At 46.6% G+C, this 22,781-nt stretch carries 18 protein-coding genes; 5 read left to right on the top strand and 13 right to left on the bottom strand.

The window, feature by feature from the left end:
* Positions 1-73 precede the first annotated feature (73 nt).
* From ACQW03_RS21625 to ACQW03_RS21615, 3 genes are read left to right on the top strand one after another with little or no spacing between them, the layout of a single operon-like run.
* Complete coding sequence (locus tag ACQW03_RS21625; RefSeq protein ID WP_076292983.1) at positions 74-1,537, top strand: spore germination protein; 1,464 nt, start codon at positions 74-76, stop codon at positions 1,535-1,537.
* Positions 1,530-2,621: a GerAB/ArcD/ProY family transporter gene (locus ACQW03_RS21620; RefSeq protein ID WP_071641544.1), complete on the top strand. Its 1,092-nt coding sequence runs from the start codon at positions 1,530-1,532 to the stop codon at positions 2,619-2,621. Before ACQW03_RS21625 ends, ACQW03_RS21620 begins: the two co-directional genes overlap by 8 nt.
* A complete protein-coding gene (locus tag ACQW03_RS21615) occupies positions 2,618-3,739 on the top strand; it encodes a Ger(x)C family spore germination protein (RefSeq protein ID WP_071641545.1) in 1,122 nt (373 codons plus the stop codon). The genes ACQW03_RS21620 and ACQW03_RS21615 overlap by 4 nt, the downstream gene beginning before the upstream one ends.
* A 14-nt stretch (positions 3,740-3,753) precedes the next feature.
* On the opposite strand, the gene ACQW03_RS21610 is transcribed toward ACQW03_RS21615, so the two are convergent.
* Positions 3,754-6,279: a transglycosylase domain-containing protein gene (locus tag ACQW03_RS21610; RefSeq protein ID WP_441951676.1), complete on the bottom strand. Its 2,526-nt coding sequence runs from the start codon at positions 6,277-6,279 to the stop codon at positions 3,754-3,756.
* A gap of 215 nt (positions 6,280-6,494) precedes the next feature.
* Here ACQW03_RS21610 and ACQW03_RS21605 point away from each other — a divergent pair, with 215 nt between their 5' ends.
* Positions 6,495-7,763 (top strand): DNA polymerase IV, encoded by a 1,269-nt coding sequence (locus ACQW03_RS21605; protein WP_071641548.1) that lies wholly within the window; start codon positions 6,495-6,497, stop codon positions 7,761-7,763.
* 150 nt (positions 7,764-7,913) lie between these two features.
* On the opposite strand, the gene ACQW03_RS21600 is transcribed toward ACQW03_RS21605, so the two are convergent.
* From ACQW03_RS21600 to ACQW03_RS21585, 4 genes are all read right to left on the bottom strand, one after another.
* A complete protein-coding gene (locus ACQW03_RS21600; protein WP_013310877.1) occupies positions 7,914-8,201 on the bottom strand; it encodes a stage VI sporulation protein F in 288 nt (95 codons plus the stop codon).
* A gap of 111 nt (positions 8,202-8,312) precedes the next feature.
* Entirely contained in the window at positions 8,313-10,361 is a 2,049-nt protein-coding gene (gene recG / locus ACQW03_RS21595; protein ID WP_071641550.1) for an ATP-dependent DNA helicase RecG, read from the bottom strand.
* A 1-nt stretch (position 10,362) separates the two neighbouring features.
* The gene (locus tag ACQW03_RS21590; protein ID WP_076292980.1) at positions 10,363-11,232 is read right to left on the bottom strand and encodes a DegV family protein; all 870 of its coding nucleotides are present in this window, start codon (positions 11,230-11,232) and stop codon (positions 10,363-10,365) included.
* 49 nt (positions 11,233-11,281) lie between these two features.
* Positions 11,282-13,066, bottom strand: coding sequence for a DAK2 domain-containing protein (locus tag ACQW03_RS21585; protein ID WP_220025412.1), 1,785 nt, complete (start codon positions 13,064-13,066; stop codon positions 11,282-11,284).
* A gap of 499 nt (positions 13,067-13,565) precedes the next feature.
* Here ACQW03_RS21585 and rpmB point away from each other — a divergent pair, with 499 nt between their 5' ends.
* Complete coding sequence (gene rpmB, locus ACQW03_RS21580; protein WP_013310881.1) at positions 13,566-13,754, top strand: 50S ribosomal protein L28; 189 nt, start codon at positions 13,566-13,568, stop codon at positions 13,752-13,754.
* A 231-nt stretch (positions 13,755-13,985) separates the two neighbouring features.
* Here the strand turns inward: rpmB and spoVM are convergent, their stop codons facing one another.
* From spoVM to fmt, 8 genes are all read right to left on the bottom strand, one after another.
* On the bottom strand, positions 13,986-14,066 hold the full coding sequence (gene spoVM / locus ACQW03_RS21575) for a stage V sporulation protein SpoVM (protein ID WP_010345573.1): 81 nt from the start codon (positions 14,064-14,066) through the stop codon (positions 13,986-13,988).
* A gap of 390 nt (positions 14,067-14,456) precedes the next feature.
* On the bottom strand, positions 14,457-15,125 hold the full coding sequence (gene rpe, locus ACQW03_RS21570; protein ID WP_441951672.1) for a ribulose-phosphate 3-epimerase: 669 nt from the start codon (positions 15,123-15,125) through the stop codon (positions 14,457-14,459).
* Positions 15,126-15,129: 4 nt separating this feature from the next.
* A complete protein-coding gene (rsgA, locus tag ACQW03_RS21565; RefSeq protein ID WP_441951670.1) occupies positions 15,130-16,047 on the bottom strand; it encodes a ribosome small subunit-dependent GTPase A in 918 nt (305 codons plus the stop codon).
* Positions 16,048-16,120: 73 nt separating this feature from the next.
* Positions 16,121-18,400, bottom strand: coding sequence for a Stk1 family PASTA domain-containing Ser/Thr kinase (pknB, locus tag ACQW03_RS21560; protein WP_076292977.1), 2,280 nt, complete (start codon positions 18,398-18,400; stop codon positions 16,121-16,123).
* On the bottom strand, positions 18,397-19,173 hold the full coding sequence (locus ACQW03_RS21555) for a Stp1/IreP family PP2C-type Ser/Thr phosphatase (RefSeq protein WP_441951668.1): 777 nt from the start codon (positions 19,171-19,173) through the stop codon (positions 18,397-18,399). Before ACQW03_RS21555 ends, pknB begins: the two co-directional genes overlap by 4 nt.
* Positions 19,174-19,179: 6 nt before the next feature.
* Positions 19,180-20,220 carry a 23S rRNA (adenine(2503)-C(2))-methyltransferase RlmN gene (gene rlmN / locus ACQW03_RS21550; RefSeq protein ID WP_441951666.1) on the bottom strand — a complete coding sequence of 347 codons (1,041 nt, stop codon included), beginning with the start codon at positions 20,218-20,220 and terminating at the stop codon, positions 19,180-19,182.
* A gap of 187 nt (positions 20,221-20,407) precedes the next feature.
* On the bottom strand, positions 20,408-21,823 hold the full coding sequence (gene rsmB, locus ACQW03_RS21545) for a 16S rRNA (cytosine(967)-C(5))-methyltransferase RsmB (RefSeq protein WP_441951664.1): 1,416 nt from the start codon (positions 21,821-21,823) through the stop codon (positions 20,408-20,410).
* On the bottom strand, positions 21,820-22,779 hold the full coding sequence (fmt, locus tag ACQW03_RS21540) for a methionyl-tRNA formyltransferase (protein ID WP_220029823.1): 960 nt from the start codon (positions 22,777-22,779) through the stop codon (positions 21,820-21,822). Before fmt ends, rsmB begins: the two co-directional genes overlap by 4 nt.
* Positions 22,780-22,781 lie beyond the last annotated feature (2 nt).

The following is a 22,781-nucleotide window of genomic DNA, read 5'->3' as shown; positions in this document are numbered from 1 at the left end:
TCACCAGATCATGGATAAACTCAATCCATTTGACACACATTATGCCTATCTCATCCAAAAAGGAGGTGCTCTCTTGGCTGGACATGACGCAGCTTCCGGTGAATTAAGTAGGAATGTTTCCTTTATTGAGCAAGCACTTTTTTACACGGATGATTTAAAAAAGCAGGCGATTTCCGTTGACGGCAAAGACGGTATGCTGCTCTATATGGATTCGCTCGTAGATCAGGAGATGGTTCAAACTCATATCCTGAGTGCCTTATATGAGAAAATCGATTCAGTCTCTCATCAAATGTTCACCACCTTGAGCAGTCAAAAAGACACCGACCTTCAAAATGCTGCTGATTCGCTTATTCAGGGATATTGCATTTTTATGATAAATGGAGCGGAGGAATTTTTTATCCTTTCTTCCGAAAAAACGTATGCTCGCAGTACGGACGAACCAGAAAACGAAGGGGTTATTCGCGGACCGCACAATGGATTCATTGAGCAGTTATCCATTAATCTGAATCTGATTCGCAAACAAATTGTCACACCGTCACTGGTTGTACGCTACTTTTATGTGGGATCTAAAACCCGGACTAAAATCGCTATTGTCTATGTTCAAGACTTGGCTAATCCTGAGCTAGTGGAAGCAGTGAAAACGAGAATTAAAGCGATCTCCTCCGATATGGTGCTTCCCCCCGGTTTTATTCAAGAGTTTATTGAGGACAACCCTTTTTCCCTCTTCCCTCAACAGCTCAGCACGGAACGACCGGATCGTGTGACCGCCAATCTAATGGAGGGACGAATAGCGATCTTGGCCGAAGGCAGCCCTACTGCTTTAATAGCTCCCGTTTCTTTTTTTGCATTTTACCAAAGCCCAGATGATTATCACGGTCGTTGGATTATTAGTTCATTTCTAAGAACGATTCGAATGATGAGCTTTTTGATCGCTTTTACGCTGCCTGCCGTTTACATTGCGACCATTGCTTTTCATTCAGCTATTTTGCCATTAGAGCTGGCGCATACCATCAAAAAATCACTGGAAAACGTTCCATTTCCAGCGATTGTGGAGGCTATGCTACTTGAATTGATCTTTGAGGTACTGCGCGAAGCTGGGGTTCGTCTACCCAGTCGGGTTGGTCAAACTATTGGAATCGTTGGCGGTCTCGTCATCGGAGATGCTATCGTTCGGGCAGGTCTCGTGTCATATACGATGATCATCGTCGTCTCGTTAACAGCCATTTCTTCTTTTTTAGTGCCTTCTCATGAAATGAGCTCAGCGGTTCGTATCCTTCGTTTTCCGATGATGATTGCTGCAGCCTTGTTTGGATACATTGGCATTGCTTTCGGTTTACTTTTTCTTACCATCCACCTTTGCAAGCTGGAGACCTTTGGTACGCCCTATTTTGCTCCTCTTGCACCATTCCGGCTCGGTGATATGAAAGATGTTTTTATCCGCTTTCCGATTTGGACATTCCATCAGCGACCATATGATTCCCAAGCCCAAAAATTGAAGCAGCAGAACGACTCTAGGAGCTGGAAACGACGTGAATAAAGAAAGTACCATTGCATCGGGTCAACTGTTTTTTCTCATTATCAAGTTTGAGATTGGCGTAGACATTTTGTCACTTCCTTACCAGATGCACCTTTCAGCTAAAGGAGGAGGTTGGATATCTGTCATTATTGGCGGCCTTCTGATTCAACTCATTATTTTAATGTGCTGGCTCCTGCTAAGACGTTTTCCCTCGTCTTCGATTTATCAAATATTAACCCAGATTACTGGTTCCTGGATTGGAAAAGGATTGACTGTGGCTTACATTGCTTACTATCTGCTCATGGGTACCTCGGTTCTTGTGAACGCTTATGACGTCATTAACCGCTGGATGCTGCAATATACTCCCCGTTGGGCTATACTCGCCCTGTTTTTGTTTAGCAGTATATACCTGGTTCGCGAAAATTTAAGAACGATTGCCCGAGTACTTGTTTTAATCTCATTTCTGATTTTGCCCATGATACTGTTAATTAGCTATGGTATAAAGCAGTCCAACCCACTTTATCTGCTACCTCTGACTGAGGCGGGATGGCCCCGTATTATTGCCGGTTCAAAAGAAACGCTCCTAGCAATGTTTGGTTTTGAGTTCATTCTTGTCGTCTTTCCCATGGTTGAGGGAAAAAGTATAGGCAAGCTCAAGTCAATCCTGGCAGCTAACGCGATCGTGGTACTATTGTATTGTTTTACCGTATTTACCTGTACAACCGTATTCAGCCCCCAACAGCTTGAATTAATGCCGGAGCCAGTCATTTATTTGCTCAGGTCCATTCCGCTGGGAACGATGGATCGGGTCGATTTTATTTTTCTGCCGATTTGGCTCATTTCGATCTTTGGCGCTATAAGTGGTTATTATTATGCGGCGTCTTACGGAATAAGCTATCTATTCAAGCAGAAAAGTCACAAAAAAGCGGTTCCCTTTGTTGTGCTCGCCTCATGTTGTATTGCCTATTTGCCTCAACGAAGAGAAGATTTCGAGCTTATTGGTTCCATAGCCAATAATTCTGCTTATATTTTCCTAATTGTACTCCCTTTTCTGCTGCTGATCCTATCCTATCTCTTCAAAAAAAAGGAGGGACCTGAAACATGAAAAAAAAGAGCAGAGCGCTTGGAATGCTGACTCTACTCATTTTTATAACAGGCTGCTGGGATCAGGACAGTTTGAAGGATGCCCGATTGGCAAATGCATCGGCTTATGATCTCACTCCTGAAGGCGTGTTGTTGCAAACGCTAGAAGTAGTAGACGATTCTCAAAACACTCAAGGTAAAAGCACCAATGAAATTCATTCAGGCACCGGCTATTCCGTTCGGCAAAGTACAGACAAAATCCGGGCCAAAGTAACCGGGGATATCCGCTTTTTCAAATACGGAGTTATTTTGTACGGTACAAGCTTGGCCCGAAAAGATCTATATCCCTATCTGGATGTGCTGTATCGTGAGCCTGACCATCCGACTTCCCATGTCAAGGTAGCTATTGTAGATGGATTAGCTGGAGAAATAATAGATCAAAAAAGCATAGGTAGCCTCTTGATTGGCGAATTTATAACCAAAAAAATCAGAAGCCTTGAGGAAATGTGTATGTTCCCGGAAATGACACTGGAGACCCTGCTCCCCCCAATGCTAGATCCGGGTCAAGATTTTGTGCTTCCCTATCTTTCCAAAGAAGGAGAAGATATTACAGCACGTGGAATTGCCTTATTTCACGGACAAAAGTTCACAGGAAGCCTAAGTAGTGAGCAAGGTGTTTTATATGTCCTGATGACTGGAAAGTGGAAAAATACAGCTCGCTTTGTAAAAAGGATACATCCAGGACCTGTCGGTGATGTGCAAAACTTTATTACGTATCAGGCTAACATTCAGAATCTCAAACGTAGCCTTAAAGTGAAAGTTCAGCGCGATGGACAAATTGATGTGGATCTTAACCTGAAATTGCCAATCAATATTGTTGAATATGCACGAAACCATCTTCAAGATAAAGCTAACGTACAGCGTCTGAACCGTCAGCTTTCCGAAATCATGACCCAGGATGCGGAACAAATTATCCGTACACTTCAGAAAAATGGATGTGATGCCTTTGGCGTAGGCAGACAGTTGATCGCCCATCATCCAGCAGTATGGAAAAGTGTGGATTGGAATAAAGAATACCCCAATGTCCGTTTTCATCCGCAGGTCACTGTAGACATTGTCGGGAACGGCATTTTAAACTAAACCGTTCCTGTCGTTTAGTTTTTGGGTTGATCAGATATTATTTCTGGATAAATAACTTCATCAGATTGGGTTTTTGGAGTCTCACTCTGGCTTTCCGATTCAGAAGGAGTCCCCTGTTCGTTTTCAACAGAAGGTTGCGAAGTATCTGTTGATGGTACATCGTTATTCTCATTAGGCATATTTATCTCTGTGTCTGCATCAGGAACAGCAGGATCCGTTTCCTCTGCTGGAATTTTCTCTTGATCTATTGCAGGTACCTCAACCTCTGGGACTTCTTTTTCTTTGATATCTGGTTTGGAAGGGGCCACTGGTCTAGCAGAACGCGGAAGCTGTTCTCTTCCAACTTCGGTAGGCACATACTTTTGATTAAACCAGTCAGTCACGAGTTGACCCGATTGGCGGGAATAATGCCCTGGCAGCTTACCTGTAAGGCTAGAAACCGTAACTCTTACAACACCTTCCGGCCGTATAAAATGCTTATTCTTAAAAAGCTCAGGCTGGTCCTTGACCGCCTCATTCATGATCAGTGCCCACACTGACTGTGCTCTGGAATGGCCTTCTTGAGATAATGTATTAACCTGTTGACGGTAACCAGCCCAGACGCCTAGTGTAACGTCAGGTGTGTACCCCATAAACCACACATCACCAAAGTTTTGTGTCGTACCGGTTTTACCGGCGATATCAATGGCACCGTAGCTTTTAAAAGCATTTTGCAGGCGTTTACCAGTTCCCCTCGGATCTGATATAACCGTTTTGAGCATATCCGTCATCAAAAATGCGGTTTGCTGCGAATATACACGCTTCGTCTGTGGTTTAAATTCATACACGATCTTCCCGTTGGCATCCGTAATTTTGCTGATCAGATGAGGTGCATTATATACACCCATATTGGGAATCGTTCCATATGCTGCGGTCAGTTCCTCCACGGATACCCCTTTGCTTAGTCCACCCAAAACCCCTGTCTGAGCATGTTCATCCTGCGGCTGAATCGTCGTAATTCCAAGAGAACGCACAAAATTCCAAGCGTTTGGAATTTTAACTTCATATAAGAACAGCCTCAGCGCAGGGATGTTGATTGACCGATTGAGTGCTTCACGGGCTGTCATAAGCCCCTCGTACCGTCTGTTATAATTTTTAGGAATATGATAGCCTTTACGCCCGTCTTTCAATATGATTTGTGAATCATCAATAAGACCGGCTGGCTGAGTGTAGCCCTTTTCCAAAGCAGGTAAATAAGCAGCAATAGGCTTCATGGCAGAACCGGGCTGACGTGTCATTTGAGTTGCATAGTTCATTTGCTCGGTATTAAAATCCCTGCCCTCGATCATACCGAGTATAGCCCCTGTTTTATGATCAATCATGATTGCTGCAATCTGCTCTAATCCCTTCTTCTTGCTGTATGGAGAAAAATTTTGTGGATTGGCTGCAATCTGCCGCATATTGTTATAAATTTTCTTATTTATCGTTGTATAAATTCGATATCCGGACCGTTGCAACTCTTCTCGCGTATTTTGAAGAAGCTCGGCATGCTCAGGCTTGGAAATCTCGGCTGCCGTGATATCGGGATTTTGCTGGAGCGCTAACAATTGGGCGGCCTCCCGCTCTGTCTCCAGCATCAAATAAGGAAATGTGTTATAACTTTTTTCGCGATGTGGCGCAAGAGTGGCTTTCACATCAAATTGAAGCGCCTCGTTATATTCGGATAGCGTAAGTTTACCTGTTGCCAGCATTCTTCCCAACACGACACGTTGGCGCTCCATCGCTTTATTGAAGCCTTCTTCATCAAAGTTCCCTTTACCATCAAAAGCGGAATAAACAGATGGCAGTTGCGGGAGACCTGCCAAATAAGCCGCCTGAGCAATATGAAGCTTATGTAGATCACTTACATTGAAAATCCCTAACGAAGCAGACTTGATTCCATATAAATTGTAACCAGCGGAACCATTACCAAAAGGCATTTTGTTTAAGTAAGCCGTTAATATTTTATCCTTGCCCATAAACCGCTCCATACGCAGTGCCAGCAGCATTTCCTTCACCTTGCGACTGTCCGTCTTATCCAGACTAAGAAAAACCCTTCGGGCTACCTGCTGCGTCAGTGTGCTGCCGCCTGTTTGGCGGTTTTCATTCAAAAGCTTCTGCTTAACGGCACGAGCTGTTCCCTTTAAATCCACACCACTATGCTCATAAAATTGGCTGTCTTCCGTTGAAATGAGGGCGTCCACAATAGACTGAGGAACATCCTTCAGATCAACGAGCTGTCGATCCTCCTCCATGCGCATTCTTCCAACCGGAGTTACCTGGTCATTAAAAAATACAAAGCTGGTCAGAGCGTTCTCATTTACCTTTTCATATATCAACTGACGTGATCGTACAGGTTCATCATGAACCAGTGCCGCTACATAACCGGATATAAGACCTCCAGCAAACAGCACTCCAAGTACACCCGCAAACGAGAACCACTTGATATTAATAAGCAAAACTCTGCCAAAAATACGCCACCTACTGCGTTTTTGAGATGATGGTCGACGTTTTGGGTTCATAAAAATGGTTTCTCCCCTCAATATGCATTCATTTCCACTTGTTTTTGCTCAAGATATTATGATACGCCATGTTAGGTTTTACGTAAACTGTAACGTTCCAAAAAATACATTTGTATTAGGAACACTTGTTCTGTATATAATACTACTATAAGAGTATACATTCAAGAATATTTTGGAAGGATGATCCACACATATCAGGAGAGGAGGTCGGATTTTTGAAGGAACGCAGAAATAGAACCATATTCTTATCGGACTGCCAAAGTTTTTATACCAGCATTGAAAAAGCAGATGATCCCAAATACCAACATAAGCCACTCGTTGTGGCCGGTGACCCTGCACTTCGTTCAGGCATTATTTTAGCTGCGTGTCCGCTGGCAAAAAAATACGGTATATCTACAGCAGAACGTCTGGGAGAAGCGGTGAAAAAATGTCCTGACCTTATCATTGTACGCCCACGTATGCAGCATTATATCGATGTCTCATTAAAAATAACAGAAATCTATAATGAATATACGGATTTGGTTGAGGTTTTCAGCATTGATGAACAGTTTCTGGATATGAGCGGAAGCCTCTCCCTGTTCGGGGATCCGGTGAGTATTGCAAGTGAAATTCAGCAAAAGGTACTGGCACAAACAGGAGTATGGATTCGAATTGGCATCGGCTCCAACAAAATGCTGGCTAAAACCGCAACAGATATATGGGCTAAAAAAAATGACAGTGGCATTTTCTTGTTGCCTACATCCGATATTGCAGCATTGCTGTGGCCTCAGCCAGTACGCCTTATGTTCGGCATCGGTTCGCGCATGGAACGGCATTTGGAGAAGCTTGGACTACACACCATTGGAGATATCGCACGTACTCCCTTACCCCGGCTACAAGACAGATTCCGGTCTCATTTCGGCAAGCAGTCCGATATTCAGGCAGAGGTGATATGGCGAACTGCTAACGGGATCGATCACAGCCCGGTCAAGCCGGAAACATTTAATACACCTCCCAAATCCATCGGTCATATGATGACTCTTCCCCGCGACTATCTCCAGCCCGCGGAAGTGGAAACCATCCTGCTTGAACTAACAGAGGAGGTGTGTCGGGACGCTCGCCGCAAAGGATATATGGGCTCGGTTGTGACTGTTCATTGTATATGCAGTCCCTACGAGGCACCAACCGGATTTTCCCGACAAATGAAGATACCCGATCCTACAAACCATACCCAAAAGGTATATGAAACCGTTAAAAAAATCTTTTATGCTTTTTGGAATCATATGCCCGTGAAGCGCGCAGGGGTTACTTTAAGCGGATTGGTGGATGATCAACTGTATCAGCTGGATTTTTTTGAGGATCAGGAGCGATCCCGTGCTTTGGAAAAGGTGACGGACACTTTAAAGGATCGGTACGGTCAGTCCATCATCATGCGCGCATCGTCGTTAACAGATGCCGGGCAGGCCATGGAACGGTCTATTAAAATTGGCGGTCATTACAAATGAAAGTCTCATGATAAGCACACACTAGCTATTGCCCGGGGAATGAACTAATACAAACCAAAAAGGATCGCCTGATATCAGGCAATCCTTTTTTTATCTGCGCTTCACAAAAAAAACATGGAGAGCGCTTTGAAGCACCTCTTCAAATAGCAATCAACGGAACATTCCCCACAGCTTGATTAGATGGAATGTATTGGACGGATCAATTTTTTGTGCCAATACGAAGGCGGTCAATTGCTCCTCCTGCGCAGCTGTCAAACGCTCGTTTAAAATAGCAGAAGTGGACTTCACAAGATGACGCACCTTAGCTTTATTTTGCAGGTCCGCTTTAGTCACCCCTTCAATCTGCTGCTTAACCCGCTCCTTGAGCGCACGATTCTTCATTTTCAACTTAATCCGCTCCACCAGTTGCGGACTGATTCCATATTGCTGATAGCTCAATGTTGCCACACCTCCCATATCATTCGGTCATTCCCAAATATATGACGGCCAGCCTGTCTATTGTGCCTATCTGTTTAAAACGTTTAGAACAACCTCATGATTCATGGTGGATTAGTCGATGAGATCCCCCTGGAAAATCTGTTCTTTTTGCAAATAACCGCGCAGTGCTTCATACTGCGGAGATGTCCAAAAGGACGCATCCTTGATCAGATCAGTTGCATCCTCACGCGCCTTTTCCAGCACCTCAAAATCCGCTACCATATCTGCTAAACGAAACTCGGGTAGCCCACTCTGCTTGGTGCCAAAAAAGTCACCTGGCCCTCTCAAATCCAGATCGCGTCTAGCAACCTCAAAACCATCGTCCGTATCGGTCATAACCTTCATCCGCTCCTGACCAACCTCCGACTTAGGATCAGCGATCAGTACACAATACGAGGCATGTGCTCCCCGTCCGACTCGTCCACGTAATTGATGTAACTGGGATAATCCAAAACGATCCGCATCCATAATGATCATTAGCGTCGCATTTGGGACGTCTACCCCCACCTCCACAACCGTCGTTGAAACGAGCAACTGAACCTCATTCGCATAGAAAGAACGCATAACTTCTTCCTTTTCTGCGGGAGTCATTCGTCCATGTAATAGCCCAACGCGGTAATGTGGAAAAGCCTGTTGCATTTGAATATGCAAATCGATGGCATTCTGTACGTCCAGCTTCTCCGACTCTTCAATCAACGGGCAAATCAGATAAGCCTGCCGTCCCTGATCTACCTCGCGGGAAATAAAACCAAGTACCCGATCCATCAGTTCGTGCTTCACCCAATAGGTGGAAATTGGAATACGCCCCTTCGGCCGCTCTGACAACGTAGAAACATCCATATCGCCAAACGCAGTGATGGCCAGCGTACGGGGGATCGGTGTGGCCGTCATCGTCAGCACATCGGGATTATAGCCTTTGCGACGCAGTACACTACGCTGATTCACTCCGAATCTATGCTGCTCATCCGTTACAACAAGCCCAAGCTGGCGAAAATATACATCCTCCTGAATGAGAGCATGGGTGCCTACTACAATGTCCAGCAGACCCATTTGGAGAGCAGCTAGCAGCTCCTTACGCTTCTTCCCGGTTGTACTCCCAGTCAGTAGGCCCACACTGATTCCAAAGGGCTCAAATAGCTTGTGAAGCGATCGCATATGCTGCTCGGCCAATATTTCGGTTGGCACCATCAGCGCTCCCTGAAAACCGGAACGTACTGTGGCAAATAAACCGATGGCAGCAACAACTGTTTTACCTGACCCAACATCTCCCTGAAGCAGACGGTTCATACAATAAGGTGAGCGTAGATCGTGCAGTATTTCAAGCTCTACCTTCTTCTGTGCATCCGTTAATTCAAAAGGCAAAGCCCTTACAAATTCACGAATCGTGGCGTTATCCACGGTATGTACCACCCCGTCCGCTCGACCACGATTTAGCGCCCGGAATGCCTGCATTTTCAGCTGAAATAAAAATAGCTCCTCATACACCATCCGCCGACGAGCCTCTTGCCCCTCGCGGTTGTCCTGAGGCTGGTGTATACCTGCAATAGCCTGCTTGCGCGGCATCATACTATATTTACGCACAAGCAACTCAGGCAATATTTCGGGGATCATTTCACCAAACTGCTGAAGTGTCTGGCTCATTGTTTTTCGCATCCAGCTTTGCGTAATCTTGCCGCCTATAGAGTACACAGGTTGAAGTGTCCCCGAGCGGGCTACTCCTTTATCAGGAAACTCAGAATCTGCAACAGTCATCTGCATCCGTTTGAGATCCCATTTACCAGTCACCACAATTTCACGACCTGAGGTTAGCTGCTCCTTCATGAAATGCCGATTAAACCACGTCGCGGTAAACATCCAATCCTCGGCCATCAATTTACAAGTCAACCTTGATTTGCGCCCGTAACGCTGAAGCACCGGAATGCCCATAATTTTGGCCTGTACTGTAATCTTATCTCCATCCTTCACTTCGCTTAGCGAGCGCAGTCGGTAATCTTCATACCGAAACGGATAATATTCCAGCATGTCCTGTATGTTAGAAATGCCAAAAGCGTGAAGCTCTCCCTCTTTGAGAGCACTCACGCCATGTATTTGTTTTAAAGGTATTTGATCCAATTGCAGCATATTACCTCTCATCTCCGGCCGGCCATACAAAAATGCCAATCGTTCCTGGCCCTACATGGGTCCCAATCACAGCGCCAAGTTCAGTATATATTCGATCTCCCAGCTCAAAATGCTCTGCCAGCTGAGCCACGAACGCTTCTGCCGCTGAGCGATCTGCCGTATGACCCACAGCAATATTAATTTTTTGGCCTTTTAAATCCCGCTCCAGTAGTTCAATTATACGTGCTGTCGCTTTTTTATGCCCTCTCGCCTTATCGACCGAATAAATAATACCTTCTTTGTCAATCGAAAGAATCGGCTTAATGTTAAGTAACGTACCAACCATTGCCGCTGCCTTGCCAATACGTCCGCCTTTTTGTAAGTATTCCAGGGTATCCACCAGGAAATACAAACGACGGCGCTCCCCACGACGTTCCACAGCCCGAACGATATCAGCCGGGGAATGCCCGGCAGCCGCCAGCTCTGCCGCATAAACCACTAGCATGCCGTATCCGTATGAAGCTGATTTGGAATCCACCACAGTCACTCTATGTTCATGCTTCTCCAGCATGGATTTGCCCAGCAGAGCAGACTGATACGTTCCGCTCACACCCGAGGATAAATGGATAGAGATAACCTGGCTCTCGGGGTATTGCTCCAACAGCGTCGTGTATGTCTCCAAAAAACGGGCTGGTGAAGGCTGTGATGTCGTAGGTAGCTCATCAGCCCGTACTAGTTCGCTGTAAAACTGCAACGCTGACATCTCAATGCCGTCCAGGTAAGCTGTGCTGCCGAACATCACTGTCAATGGTACAACAACTATACCGAGACGGTCTGCTAATTCCGGTGGAATATCAGCCGTGCTATCCGTCAAAATGATGGTACTGCTCATCAGTCAGACCTCCTTTTGTTGTGGACTTCCATGGGCGTGCTAAAGCACATCAGGTTTCCACTGAGAACAAATAAGGATAAATCGGCTGACCACCTTCATGAACTTCCACTTCAGCATCCGCATAATTTTCTTCAAGCCATGCAACAAGCTGATCTGTGTCTTCTTGATTCGCGTCTGAACCTGTGAGAATCGTAACAATTTCATCGCCATTCACCAGCATTTTCGCTAGCAAAAGACGAGACGTTGCCATTAAGTGTTCCTCGGTCGCTACAATCTTGGAATCCTGAATACCGATGTAGTGCCCGGCTGTAATATGCAGGTCATCAAGCGTCGTATCCCGTACCGCGTAGGTCACTTGCCCAGACTTCACCCGGGTGACTGCGTCACGCATATTGTCCTGATTTACCTCAAAAGCCTCTTCCTCCTGGAAGGCAAATGCCGCCGCAATCCCCTGAGGAATTGTTTTGCTCGGAATAACCGACACCATACGTTCCATCTCTAGCAGTTCACGTGCTTGTTCTGCCGCCAAAATAATATTGGAATTATTCGGAAGAATAAAAATATGTTGAGCCGCAATCGAGCGCGCCGCATTAACGAAGTCCTCTGTGCTCGGATTCATTGTCTGGCCGCCAGAAAGGACAACATCGACGCCTAAACTTCTGAAAATATCAGCAATTCCTTCACCGGAAGCCACAGCTATAAAACCAAAGGATGCCAGTTCATGAGCGGGGGGCTCAGACGGCTCTTCCTCACGTGCAGGCTCTGTTGGTATTTCAGCAAACCACTCAGGCTCAGGAGCAACATCCATACCCGCAGACAACAAATCACGATGCTGCTCGCGCATATTTAAAATACGAATCTGTGTAATTTCTCCGTAGCGCAGTGCCAAATTCAGCACTTCACCAGGAGCCTTAGAATGCACGTGAACCTTGATGACATCATCGTCTGAAATTACGATAATAGAATCACCATCTACTGATAACGCTTTCCGGAAGGCTTCCTCATCAAAATCGGTACCCTGCGCTTCGCCCAATTGTCGATTAATAAAAAACTCCATATCATACAAAAATTCAATATTATCCGTTTCGAGCTTCGCTTGCGCAGAAATCGGCGCATCTGGGGAAGGAACAACTGCAGTAGCAGTAGGTCTCTCCGATACGTGAGGAGCAAAAACCGTGCGTACATTATCACTTTTTGCAGTTGAAGACGTCACCAGGCCGCTTCCAAGATGCTGCATAAAACCTTCATAAATGTACACAAGACCTTGCCCACCCGAATCTACAACTCCTACTTGCTTCAATACAGGGAGCATGTCCTGCGTCATGGCAAGCGTTTCCTTCGCTTTGGCAAGCACTTCTTCCATCAGTTCCGTGATGTCGTTCGTCCGGCGCGAGAAAAACACAGCATGCCTGGCCGCTTCCTTCGCCACGGTAAGAATTGTACCCTCCACCGGCTTAACAACCGCCTTGTAGGCCGCATCCACCCCGCTCTGCAATGCCGATGCGAACTGAAGGGTATTCAATTCCTCGTATGGGGCAGCGTAACGGCTGAAGCCACGAAACAACTGAGACAGGATAACCCCTGAATTGCCGCGGGCTCCCATCAGCAAACCTTTGGATAATATGCCGGACATGACACCGATGGAGGAAGAGTCCCCCCTCTTTAATTCCGTTACGCCCGCGCTCATCGTCAAATTCATGTTGGTTCCCGTATCACCGTCTGGCACTGGGAATACATTTAGTGAATTGACATGTTCCGCATGCTGCTGTAATTGTTCCGCCCCGGCTAAAACCATTGCGGTAAAATCTGTTCCATTCAAAGAACGATTACTCAAGAGAATTCCCCTTCCTAGCTTAATACACTTGTTTTACTATCAACCTTCACAACACCTTATTCAACTGTGCGTACAGGTTCAATTGAATTATACTAAAGCCAGACGACGAATACGAATGTCACACTTTTGTACTCACGTCTGGTCGTTCTTCTACAGGTCATATAAAATGAAAAACCAGTCAACTGCCTAACAATAAATCATCGGCTGGAATGATGACTATAGTCCCGCCTCTGAACTGCCGGCATGACTGGAATAAGAATTCACATTCCATTTAAATACAAAATAATCGCAGCAATAACTATCCCATATTGTACTATAATGCGAAAGAGAAATAAATAAAGTTTTTGAATCAGTTGACGGAGCTTTTTTGACTATGATATTATATTTAAGTATTGTTTTGTTCAGGTTAGTGACTTACAAAGTCCGGCTGACCCAGTCGGCCTGAAGAGAGACCCGTTCCGTATGGAATTTGGTTATTTTCAGAATAGGAGGTGGAATCATGTCTCGTAAATGTTCTGTAACAGGCAAAAAGCCTGGCAGCGGTAACCACGTATCTCACGCTAACAACCGTAATCGCCGTACTTGGGGCGTCAACGTACAAAAAGTTCGCATTCTCGTTAACGGTAAACCGAAACGCGTTTATGTCAGCACTCGTGCATTGAAAGCCGGTAAAGTGACTCGCGTGTAGTCGTAAAAAAATATCGTTATAAACAAAAGGCACCTCGTTTTAAACGGGTGCTTTTTTGGTTATTCGAAAAGTAATATCCATCTGGTTCAGGAGAACAAAATGTCAGGCACCTTCCCGTGCGTTCCTATCTTTTACTGCCGAGCTACCTATCTGTTGTGCCCGGGAAGCGTGCCCTGTGTACTGTGTACCTCCAGCTTTCATCCTACATCCTGTGTTTACATTACGTTGAATTCAGTTTTTCTGGAATGTATTCAAAATGGCTTTAACGAATCCACCCAGAAACTTTGGCAGCTTGATTGTGTAAAACTTCATGCCTCACCCTCCCCATCATCCTCCTGCATCCGTTCTCTGTAGTTTATGCAACCTGTCAAGGGTTGTTGCCCCACAAAAAAAGGCTACATGAGAATCCCGCTCATGTAACCATATTTATGCGCAACCATCCCAGGCTATACCATCAGACAAGTCCGCGAACATAGAGATATGCTGAGAGTATGAAAATAAACAGGATATAATAAAGTACGCTGCACACCACAAAACCTATTCGTAAACCACGCCGTTCATTTTTTCGAAAATAAAACAGTACAATTAGAACAGCCAAAAGTGAAAGAACGGCATTCCAAGGAGCCTTCACTAGCGAGAAACAGCTAAGGGTCAACCCCGTCGCCATGCTCGCTACAGTCATCCACAATGCTTCAGTCAGCTTCACTTGGACAAACGAGCTGCACTGTCCCGAATCGCAGTAATAGCCGCTGCGCGGTCTGCTCTGCCGAATACCGCACTACCAGCCACCAACACGTCAGCCCCCGCTTCAAATACGGCTGGTGCCGTCTCCTCCGCAATACCTCCGTCTACCTCGATATGTACGTCTGGACGACCCAATTCGTTCAGCCAAGCACGAATTTGTCTGATTTTATTTAACGTCTCTGGAATGAAGGACTGACCTCCAAAGCCAGGATTGACCGTCATCACCAGAATCATATCCACATTTGGCAGCACTTCCTTGATCGCGTATGGTGAAGTACCCGGATTGAGAGCCACTCCAGCCAGAGCGCCTTGCTGCTTGATCAAGTGAAGGACACCATGCAAATGAACACAAGCCTCAGCATGAACAGTGATGATATTGGCTCCTGCTTTTACGAAATCGCCAATATAGCGTTCAGGATGCTCAATCATCAGATGAACATCCAAGGGAAGAGTCGTATGCGGACGAATAGCCTGAACGATAGGTGGGCCCAGTGTAATATTGGATACAAAATGTCCATCCATTACATCCACATGAATCCAGTCTGCCCCTCCTGCCTCAGCTTCCGCAACTTCACTGCCCAAGCGAGCAAAATCAGCGGATAAAATCGACGGTGCTATTTTTAACATATACTCAGTACCTCCGCTTTTTTTCTTTTAGTTCCTGATAGAACTGCAAATAGCTATCATATCGTCCCTGTGAAATACGGCCTTCTTCCAGGGCCTCTCTTACTTTACAGCTAGGCTCGTGAATATGGGTACACCCCCGAAATTTACATCCTTCCGCATACTTCTGGAATTCACGAAAACAGGGAGATAACTCATCCACACCTAGCTCCAGAAAATCCAGCTGGCTAAACCCTGGTGTATCTGCTACAAACCCTCCGTTGTCTAGAGGAATCAGCTCCACATGACGAGTTGTATGTTTTCCTCGGCCCAGCTTATTGCTTATGGCGCTCGTCTCCAGCGTTAATCCAGGCTCCAGAGCATTAAGCATGGAAGACTTTCCTACACCTGACTGCCCGGAAAACACGCTGATTTGACCAGCCAACAGCTTCTTAAGCTCAGCCGTCCCTTCTCCGGTACGGGCACTGGTTACCAGCACCTCATAACCGATCTTCCGGTACATTTCCTGAACGGCCAGCACGGTGTCATCCTCTGAAGGGCTGCCTTCATACAAATCGCGCTTAGTCAGACAGATAATCGTATCCAGTCCGGCGTGCTCAATATGGACTAAAAATTTGTCCAGTAAAGGCAGGTTTAAATCCGGCTCACGCAAGGAAAACAGTAGCACGGCAAGCGTGGTATTAGCTACCGGAGGACGAATTAGCTCTGTCGTACGCTTTCTAATCTCCTCGACCATACCTTCCCCGTTCTCAGTCAGTTCGTAAACGACCCGATCACCGACAAGAGGCGTAATCTCTTTTTTCTTAAAAATGCCGCGTGCTCTGCATTGTACCGTAGCTTCGCCAGATACCGGACGCCCATCCTGATCCAGGCTGGAGACATAATAATATCCGCTAAGCGCCTTGACGATCAGACCTTCAGGCATGTGTAAGATGTCCTCCTTCATAATGTTCAAGTTTCATTGCGTATAACAGGTTGAGCATCTTCCTATTGCAAGTTTACTGATGCTGAACAGCCTCAATCACTTTTTCCTTCTTTTTGTGGGAAGCGTGGCCTGGGTTGTTTTTATGACTAACTGCCAACTCACTGCGCGTACCCCCCGTGGAATTTGTTCCAGGAACAAAGGCGGAAGGGTCACCATTACCTCCTGTGCCCTCCTGATTGTTCGAGTCGCCCCCACTATTACCACTATCATTAGAAGAACCCCCGCTATCACCTTCCTCGCCGTTTCCACTTCCATTCTGCGAGGAAGTACCATCAGGTGTATCCGTTGGTGAAGTTCCGGCAGGCGGAGCAATTTGAGGCATCGTCACCGTTCCATTTTTCGCCTCAATATAAGAGACTGGATACGTATCAATAAAGTCACCATCTCTAAATACTGAGACGACACTGTCTTTGTTCGGAGCCATTAACAGGTTGATAGTGAACACCTGTGTCGTATTAATTGTACGGCTTCCCCATTCCTGATTTTCTCCACGTGCATCCGTATAAGTGATACGAATTTTGCTGTTTTTACCCTCTTCCTTCGGCGCAACAGGCACATTAAATGGCAGCGTAATCGCTTCTGGTGGATAACCAGTGCTTACATAAAACGTAATTTCCGTATTTGGTGGCAACTCACTGCCTGCCTCTGACGGCCACTGTTTGGTTACCCTTCCTTTTTCCTGTTCATAGCTAAATTCTTCTTTAATCGAGCCAACCTTCAGCCCTGCCTTTTTGACCTCATTTTCCGCTTGATTCTGCGTCTTCCCTACGAGACTTGGCATTTTCACAGTGTCAGCGCCCTTGCTGACTGTGAGCACAACCTGGACTGAATCCTTATCAAATGGCTCATTTGCAGCGGGTGTCTGACTAAGGACAGTCCCTGCGGCCTGATCACTAAACTGCTCATTTTGCTGAATCTGCGTTTCCTTAATTTGCTGGGCGGTCAGCAGCTTAACAGCATTCTCGTAGCTTTGGCCTTTGACATCAGGCATCGGGGTGAGCGGCTTGGCAATCCCGACTTTCAGACTAATCTTAGTTCCTTCCTTGACTAAAGAATCTGCAGGATAGCTTTGATAAAACACAACTCCAGGCGCGATTCCTTCTTTGTATTCATGCTGGATTGGCTCCTCAATGAGTAATCCCGCTTTACTGAGGTTAACCTTCGCTTGGTCTTCTGTTTGTGTCAATACGCTCGGTACTTTTACCTCAGGCACGACGAGTACACTTTGCACATAGTACACCACTCCGCCCATGCACAGAAGTAACACCAATACTAGTGTTACCCACAAGATCGCTTTTTTTCTACTTTTTTTGGACGATTGCTTGCTCGAAAGCTGTTCAGACTCACGCGGTTGGGCAGGTACATCATCGCCACTAGAAGACATCCCTAATTGTTGAGGCTTAATAGCCGGAATAACCCGTGTTTGATCCTCATCATCCAAATGTGTAAACTCCAGCTTGGATTCATTACGCCGTCCCGGCAGCAAACAGGTTTCCAGATCTTTTAGCATTTCGTCTGCCGATTGATAACGCTCTTCTGGATTTTTGCGCATGGATTTTAGAATGACATTTTCCACACTTTGCGGAATCAACGGATTGATTTTACGCGGTTCCTCAAATTCCTCTTGCAAATGCTTGAGCGCTACACTAATTGGACTTTCTCCCAGGAAAGGGAGCTGCGCCGTCAGCATTTGATATAAGACAATACCTAAAGAATATAAGTCCGATTTTTCGCCGGTGACGACACCCTTTGCATGCTCAGGTGAAAAATAATGAACAGAACCCACAACAGAACCCGTCTGGGTAATGGTCGTTGACGTAACAGCTCTAGCAATCCCAAAATCAGTTACCTTAACCCGTCCATTACGTCCAATTAATATATTATGAGGCTTAATGTCTCGGTGAATGATCTGATTTTGATGGGCATGCTCCAGCGCATCACAAATCTGGGAAGCAATCCGTACTGCTTCATCCACTTGCAATGGCGCACGTTCTTTAATAATCTCATTCAAATTTTTACCTTCGATGCACTCCATTACAATATAATGGATTTCATCCTCTTGGCCGACATCATAAATACTGACCACATTCGAATGCGAAAGCGAGGCCGCAGACTGCGCCTCACGCCGAAATCGGCGAATAAATTCCTCATCATGAACAAATTGCTGGCGCAACACTTTAACTGCGACATTGCGATTCAGCAAAATGTCTTGAGCCTTATACACCAGCGCCATACCGCCGCCACCGATACGCTCAATAATTTCGTATCTTCCCCCTAGCAGGTGCCCGATCATGCGTCACACCCCTTTTCACTCAATGAAACCGTGTCGTCGGGCAATTCAAACAAAGCTACAGTAATGTTATCGTCTCCTCCGGCAAGCAACGCCAGATGTAGCAGACGATCCGCGCGCTCCTCCAAAGGATTCTCTGCGGCACCTACTACTTTGCTGATTTGTTCTTCCGTTACCAGATTGCTTAATCCGTCGCTACACAGTAACAGTACATCGCCTTTTTCCAGCGCAATGGAGTCAATATCCACTTTCACCTCGGAATCAGTGCCCAGCGCCCGTGTCAGTACATTGCGACGAGGATGGTTCTCCCGTTCTTCCTTACTGATCTGACCGTTTTTGAACAGCTCATTAACCAAAGTATGGTCTTCTGTAAGCTGACGTACCGCTCCTTTGGAAATAACATAGGCACGACTGTCACCGATATGTCCGATAATTCCGGATGCGTCGTTTAATAAAACCGCAACAACTGTCGTTCCCATATTATGATACTTTTCATCGCGTGCTGCCGTCTGGAAGATGACATCATTGGCATGCAAAATAGCGTCGCTGAGCGCCGCCGTCAAAGAATGTGCGGATAATCCGCTCTCCAGCGTCGCCAAATCAGCGGCAAGTGTCTCTACCGCAAGGCGGCTGGCCGTATCACCGGCCAAATGCCCCCCCATACCATCGGCAACAATCCCAAGAATATAGCCTTGCTCCAAGTGCCTGATCCAGGCAGAATCCTCATTCACCGAACGTACACGTCCGACATGGCTGACATGAACTGTTTTGATCAAATGGTTTCACCCCAACTCCATATGCTTTGCACGCAACTGACCGCAAGCAGCGGCAATATCGTGACCCTGTTCACGCCGAATCGTCACATTGACGCCTTTTTCGGCAAGAATACGTTGGAAATTAAAAATATCGCTGCGTAATGTGCGTACATACTTGCGCTCAGGCACATGATTGACTGGAATCAAATTGACGTGACACAGCATGTCCTTTAACACATCCGCTAGCTCTTCAGCATGTTCTGCCTGATCGTTTACCCCACCAATCAGGGCATATTCAAACGAAATTCTCCGCCCCGTCTTAGCAAGATAGTAACGTAGAGAATCCATAACATCCTTAAAGGGATAACGCCGATTTACAGGCATCAGCTTCGAACGAAGCGCATCATTAGGCGCATGAATGGATATTGCCAGATTAATCTGGGTATCCTCGTCGGCAAATTTATAAATATTTGGTACAATACCGCTGGTCGACACTGTGATATGACGTTGACCAATATTCAGACCTTTTTCATGAACCATTGTACGTAAAAACGTCATGGTCGCTTCATAGTTTTCAAAAGGCTCGCCCGAGCCCATAATCACGATGCTGCTCACTCGTTCATTGGTTTTATCCAAAATTTTCTGAGCCTGCACCACCTGTGCAGTAATTTCACCAGCCGTCAGGTTCCGTTTGAGGCCTCCAAGCGTCGAAGCACAGAAAGTACAACCAATCCGGCAACCCACTTGAGTTGTTACACAAATGCTGTTTCCGTAATTGTGTCTCATAATGACCGTTTCAATGGCATGATCATCGTGCAAGCCGAACAGGAATTTTACTGTCCCATCCTTCGATTCCAACTTTGTAATTTCACTAAGCGTCACAAAACTAAATTGCTCCTCAAGCTTCTCTCTCAGCGCCTTGGACAAATTCGTCATCTCGCTGAAATCATTGACCCGCTTCACATACAGCCAGTCAAAAATTTGTCCTCCACGAAAAGCAGGCTCGCCATTGTTCTTGGCCCAGTCCTGAAGCTCCTCCAGAGTTAAATCATATATAAAAGGTTTCATCAATGTTTGCACCCGTTCCTTCTTCATTAAGTTCTGTTTGATCGCAGATAGTATTTTTCATTCTTCCTATTTTAGCACAAATCCCTGAGGGGGTAAAAATTTTTCGTCTTCATGCAAAAAACCGCCGGAAATGTTCCGGCGGAATGTGGAAATACTGGTGGAAAGCTGCCTAGAATTCTCTTCCGTGCTATTTCACCCGACGCAGGCGCGCGATATAAAATCCGTCGCTGTGGAAATGCTGCGGTAACAGCTGTACCGAGCCTCCCTGTACACTATCCTTTTCGCGGCTCACGTCCGGGAAGGAATGACCCTCCGCCAATTCATACTCTGGATGTTCGCTTAAAAATTGAGTCAATTGTCCTTCATTTTCGTCCGGTTCAATCGTGCATGTGCTGTATACCAGAATGCCACCTGGCTTCAACAGTCCCGCCACACTATCCAGCAGCTCATGCTGAAGCTGTATAATGTCGCGAACATCCTGCGCAGTTTTGCTCCAACGCAGGTCCGGTTTACGACGAATCACTCCAAAGCCAGAGCATGGCGCATCCAGCAAAATACGGTCAAAAGAAGCTGGAGCATATCGTTCCTTCAGTTCTAGCGCATCACCAGTAACTGTTTCCACGGCATCCAGGCCAAGTCGATTAGCCTGTTCACGAATTAATTGATGCTTATGGGCATGCAGATCATTCGCAACTATCCGTCCGTGATCCTTCATCAGCTCAGCCATATGAGCTGTTTTGCCACCTGGAGCGGCACAGCAATCCAGTACCAGCATGCCAGGCTCAGGAGCGACTGCTTCAGCAACGAGCATGGAGCTTTCATCCTGTACGGACAGCAAGCCGTCCGTATACCACGAGGTAAGCGCCATATTTCCACCGCTACGAACAACAATCCCATAGGAACTAACTGCCGAAGGAACGGCATCAAGCCCTTTTGAGCGCATCTCGTCCAGCAGCTGATCACGGCTGGTCATTGTCGTATTCACCCGTACGCTGACCGCAGGGGGTTCATTATTAGCCTGACAGATAGCCTCAGCAGTATCTGCACCGTATTGCTTAATCCAGCGCTTAACCAGCCACTGTGGATGGGAATGTTCTAATGAAATCCGTTCCTCAGGTGACAAATCGTCAGGAATACGCAGCTTGTCCGGCTCACGTAGCATGCTGCGGAGCACGCCGTTGACCATACCGGAAATCCCCTGATGTCCGCGCCGCTTAGCTATGGTCACCGCTTCACTAACGACTGCATGATCCGGAACTCGATCCAGATACACCACCTGGTACACACTCATCCGCAGCAACGAACGTACCCAAGCCTGAAGCTTGGCCGTTCCTTTTTGAACAAATTTATTCAAAAAATAATCTAGTGTATTTCGGCGTGCGACTGTACCGTATACAAGTTCCGTCGCCAAACCAGCGTCACTTGCAGATAAACCTGCCTGCTGAAGCCGACGATTTAGCTCAAGATTGCTATACGCACCCTCTTGCTCCACACCAATCAACACATCAAGTGCAACTTCCCGCGCCGTCTGATTGCGAGTCTTGCCGGTTCTGGCACCCACTCCCTTGCCTTGGCCTCCCTGGCGGGAGTGACTCCCGCTCATCCGAGCACCATGCCTGGCTTCATCTGTCCGCCGCGTGCAAAGGTTCCGGCATCCATAACTTTTTTGCCAGCCGGTTGAACCTGAGTCAGCCAGAGAGTTCCTTCGCCTGTCTGCACCTCAATGCCACGAGCGGTCAATTGAAGAACCGTCCCGGGTACTGGAGCATTTGAGCCACTCACTTCATTATTTATGAAAGGCTGCTCAGCAGCCCATATTTTAAAAACATTTCCCTCCCAAAGCGTAAACGCGCCGGAAAAAGGAACAAGGCCGCGAATCCGGTTGTATATCTGCTGTGCATTGTCACTCCACGAAATACGCTCATCGTCGCGGTTCAGGTTCGGGGCATAAGTTGCCTCGTCCTCGTTTTGCGGCGTACGGTCTGATTGCCCTGTCAGCAACTTAGGCAGCTCGTCCTGCAAAAGCTTTGCCCCAGCTACGCTTAGCTTCTCAAAAATCGTACCGGAGGTATCCTCCGGCTCTATAGCAACCTCAACTCGCGATATCATATCGCCAGTGTCCAATCCTTCCGCCATATACATCAGCGTCACACCCGTCACGGTTTCACCGTTAATAATTGCACGCTGGATCGGTGCACCTCCCCGATAACGGGGAAGTAGCGAACCATGCACATTCAGACAGCCGAACCGAGGCAGGTCTAGTATGGACTTAGGCAAAATTTGCCCATAAGCTGCGGTTACGATCAGATCAGGACGCAGCTCCGCCACCTGAGCCACCGCTTCTGGTTGGCGCAGGCGAGTCGGTTGCAGCACAGGTAATCCGCGTTTCTCTGCTGCTTCCTTGACTGGTGTAGGTGTCAATATTTTTTTCCGTCCCTGTGGCTTATCGGGCTGTGTAATCACACCGACCACGTTATAACCGTTGTCCAGTAACATGTTCAGCGATGGCACTGCAAACTCAGGCGTACCCATAAAGATAATACGAATGTCTTGAGTCATCG

The sequence above is a fragment of the Paenibacillus sp. DRB1-1 genome, from assembly GCF_052119485.1.
In the GTDB taxonomy this organism is placed as follows: Bacteria; Bacillota; Bacilli; order Paenibacillales; family Paenibacillaceae; genus Paenibacillus; species Paenibacillus polymyxa_B.
This window is presented reverse-complemented; position numbering and strand designations above follow the sequence as displayed.

Bases quoted from the DNA above. Each gene is read 5' to 3' on its own strand.
- ACQW03_RS21615 (WP_071641545.1), top strand. From the start codon at position 2,618: ATGAAAAAAAAGAGCAGAGCGCTTGGAATGCTGACTCTACTCATTTTT.
- ACQW03_RS21610 (WP_441951676.1), bottom strand. From the start codon at position 6,279: ATGAACCCAAAACGTCGACCATCATCTCAAAAACGCAGTAGGTGGCGT.
- recG (WP_071641550.1), bottom strand. From the start codon at position 10,361: ATGCTGCAATTGGATCAAATACCTTTAAAACAAATACATGGCGTGAGT.
- ACQW03_RS21590 (WP_076292980.1), bottom strand. From the start codon at position 11,232: ATGAGCAGTACCATCATTTTGACGGATAGCACGGCTGATATTCCACCG.
- rpmB (WP_013310881.1), top strand. From the start codon at position 13,566: ATGTCTCGTAAATGTTCTGTAACAGGCAAAAAGCCTGGCAGCGGTAAC.
- spoVM (WP_010345573.1), bottom strand. From the start codon at position 14,066: ATGAAGTTTTACACAATCAAGCTGCCAAAGTTTCTGGGTGGATTCGTT.
- rpe (WP_441951672.1), bottom strand. From the start codon at position 15,125: ATGTTAAAAATAGCACCGTCGATTTTATCCGCTGATTTTGCTCGCTTG.
- rsgA (WP_441951670.1), bottom strand. From the start codon at position 16,047: ATGCCTGAAGGTCTGATCGTCAAGGCGCTTAGCGGATATTATTATGTC.
- pknB (WP_076292977.1), bottom strand. From the start codon at position 18,400: ATGATCGGGCACCTGCTAGGGGGAAGATACGAAATTATTGAGCGTATC.
- rlmN (WP_441951666.1), bottom strand. From the start codon at position 20,220: ATGAAACCTTTTATATATGATTTAACTCTGGAGGAGCTTCAGGACTGG.
- rsmB (WP_441951664.1), bottom strand. From the start codon at position 21,823: ATGAGCGGGAGTCACTCCCGCCAGGGAGGCCAAGGCAAGGGAGTGGGT.
- fmt (WP_220029823.1), bottom strand. From the start codon at position 22,779: ATGACTCAAGACATTCGTATTATCTTTATGGGTACGCCTGAGTTTGCA.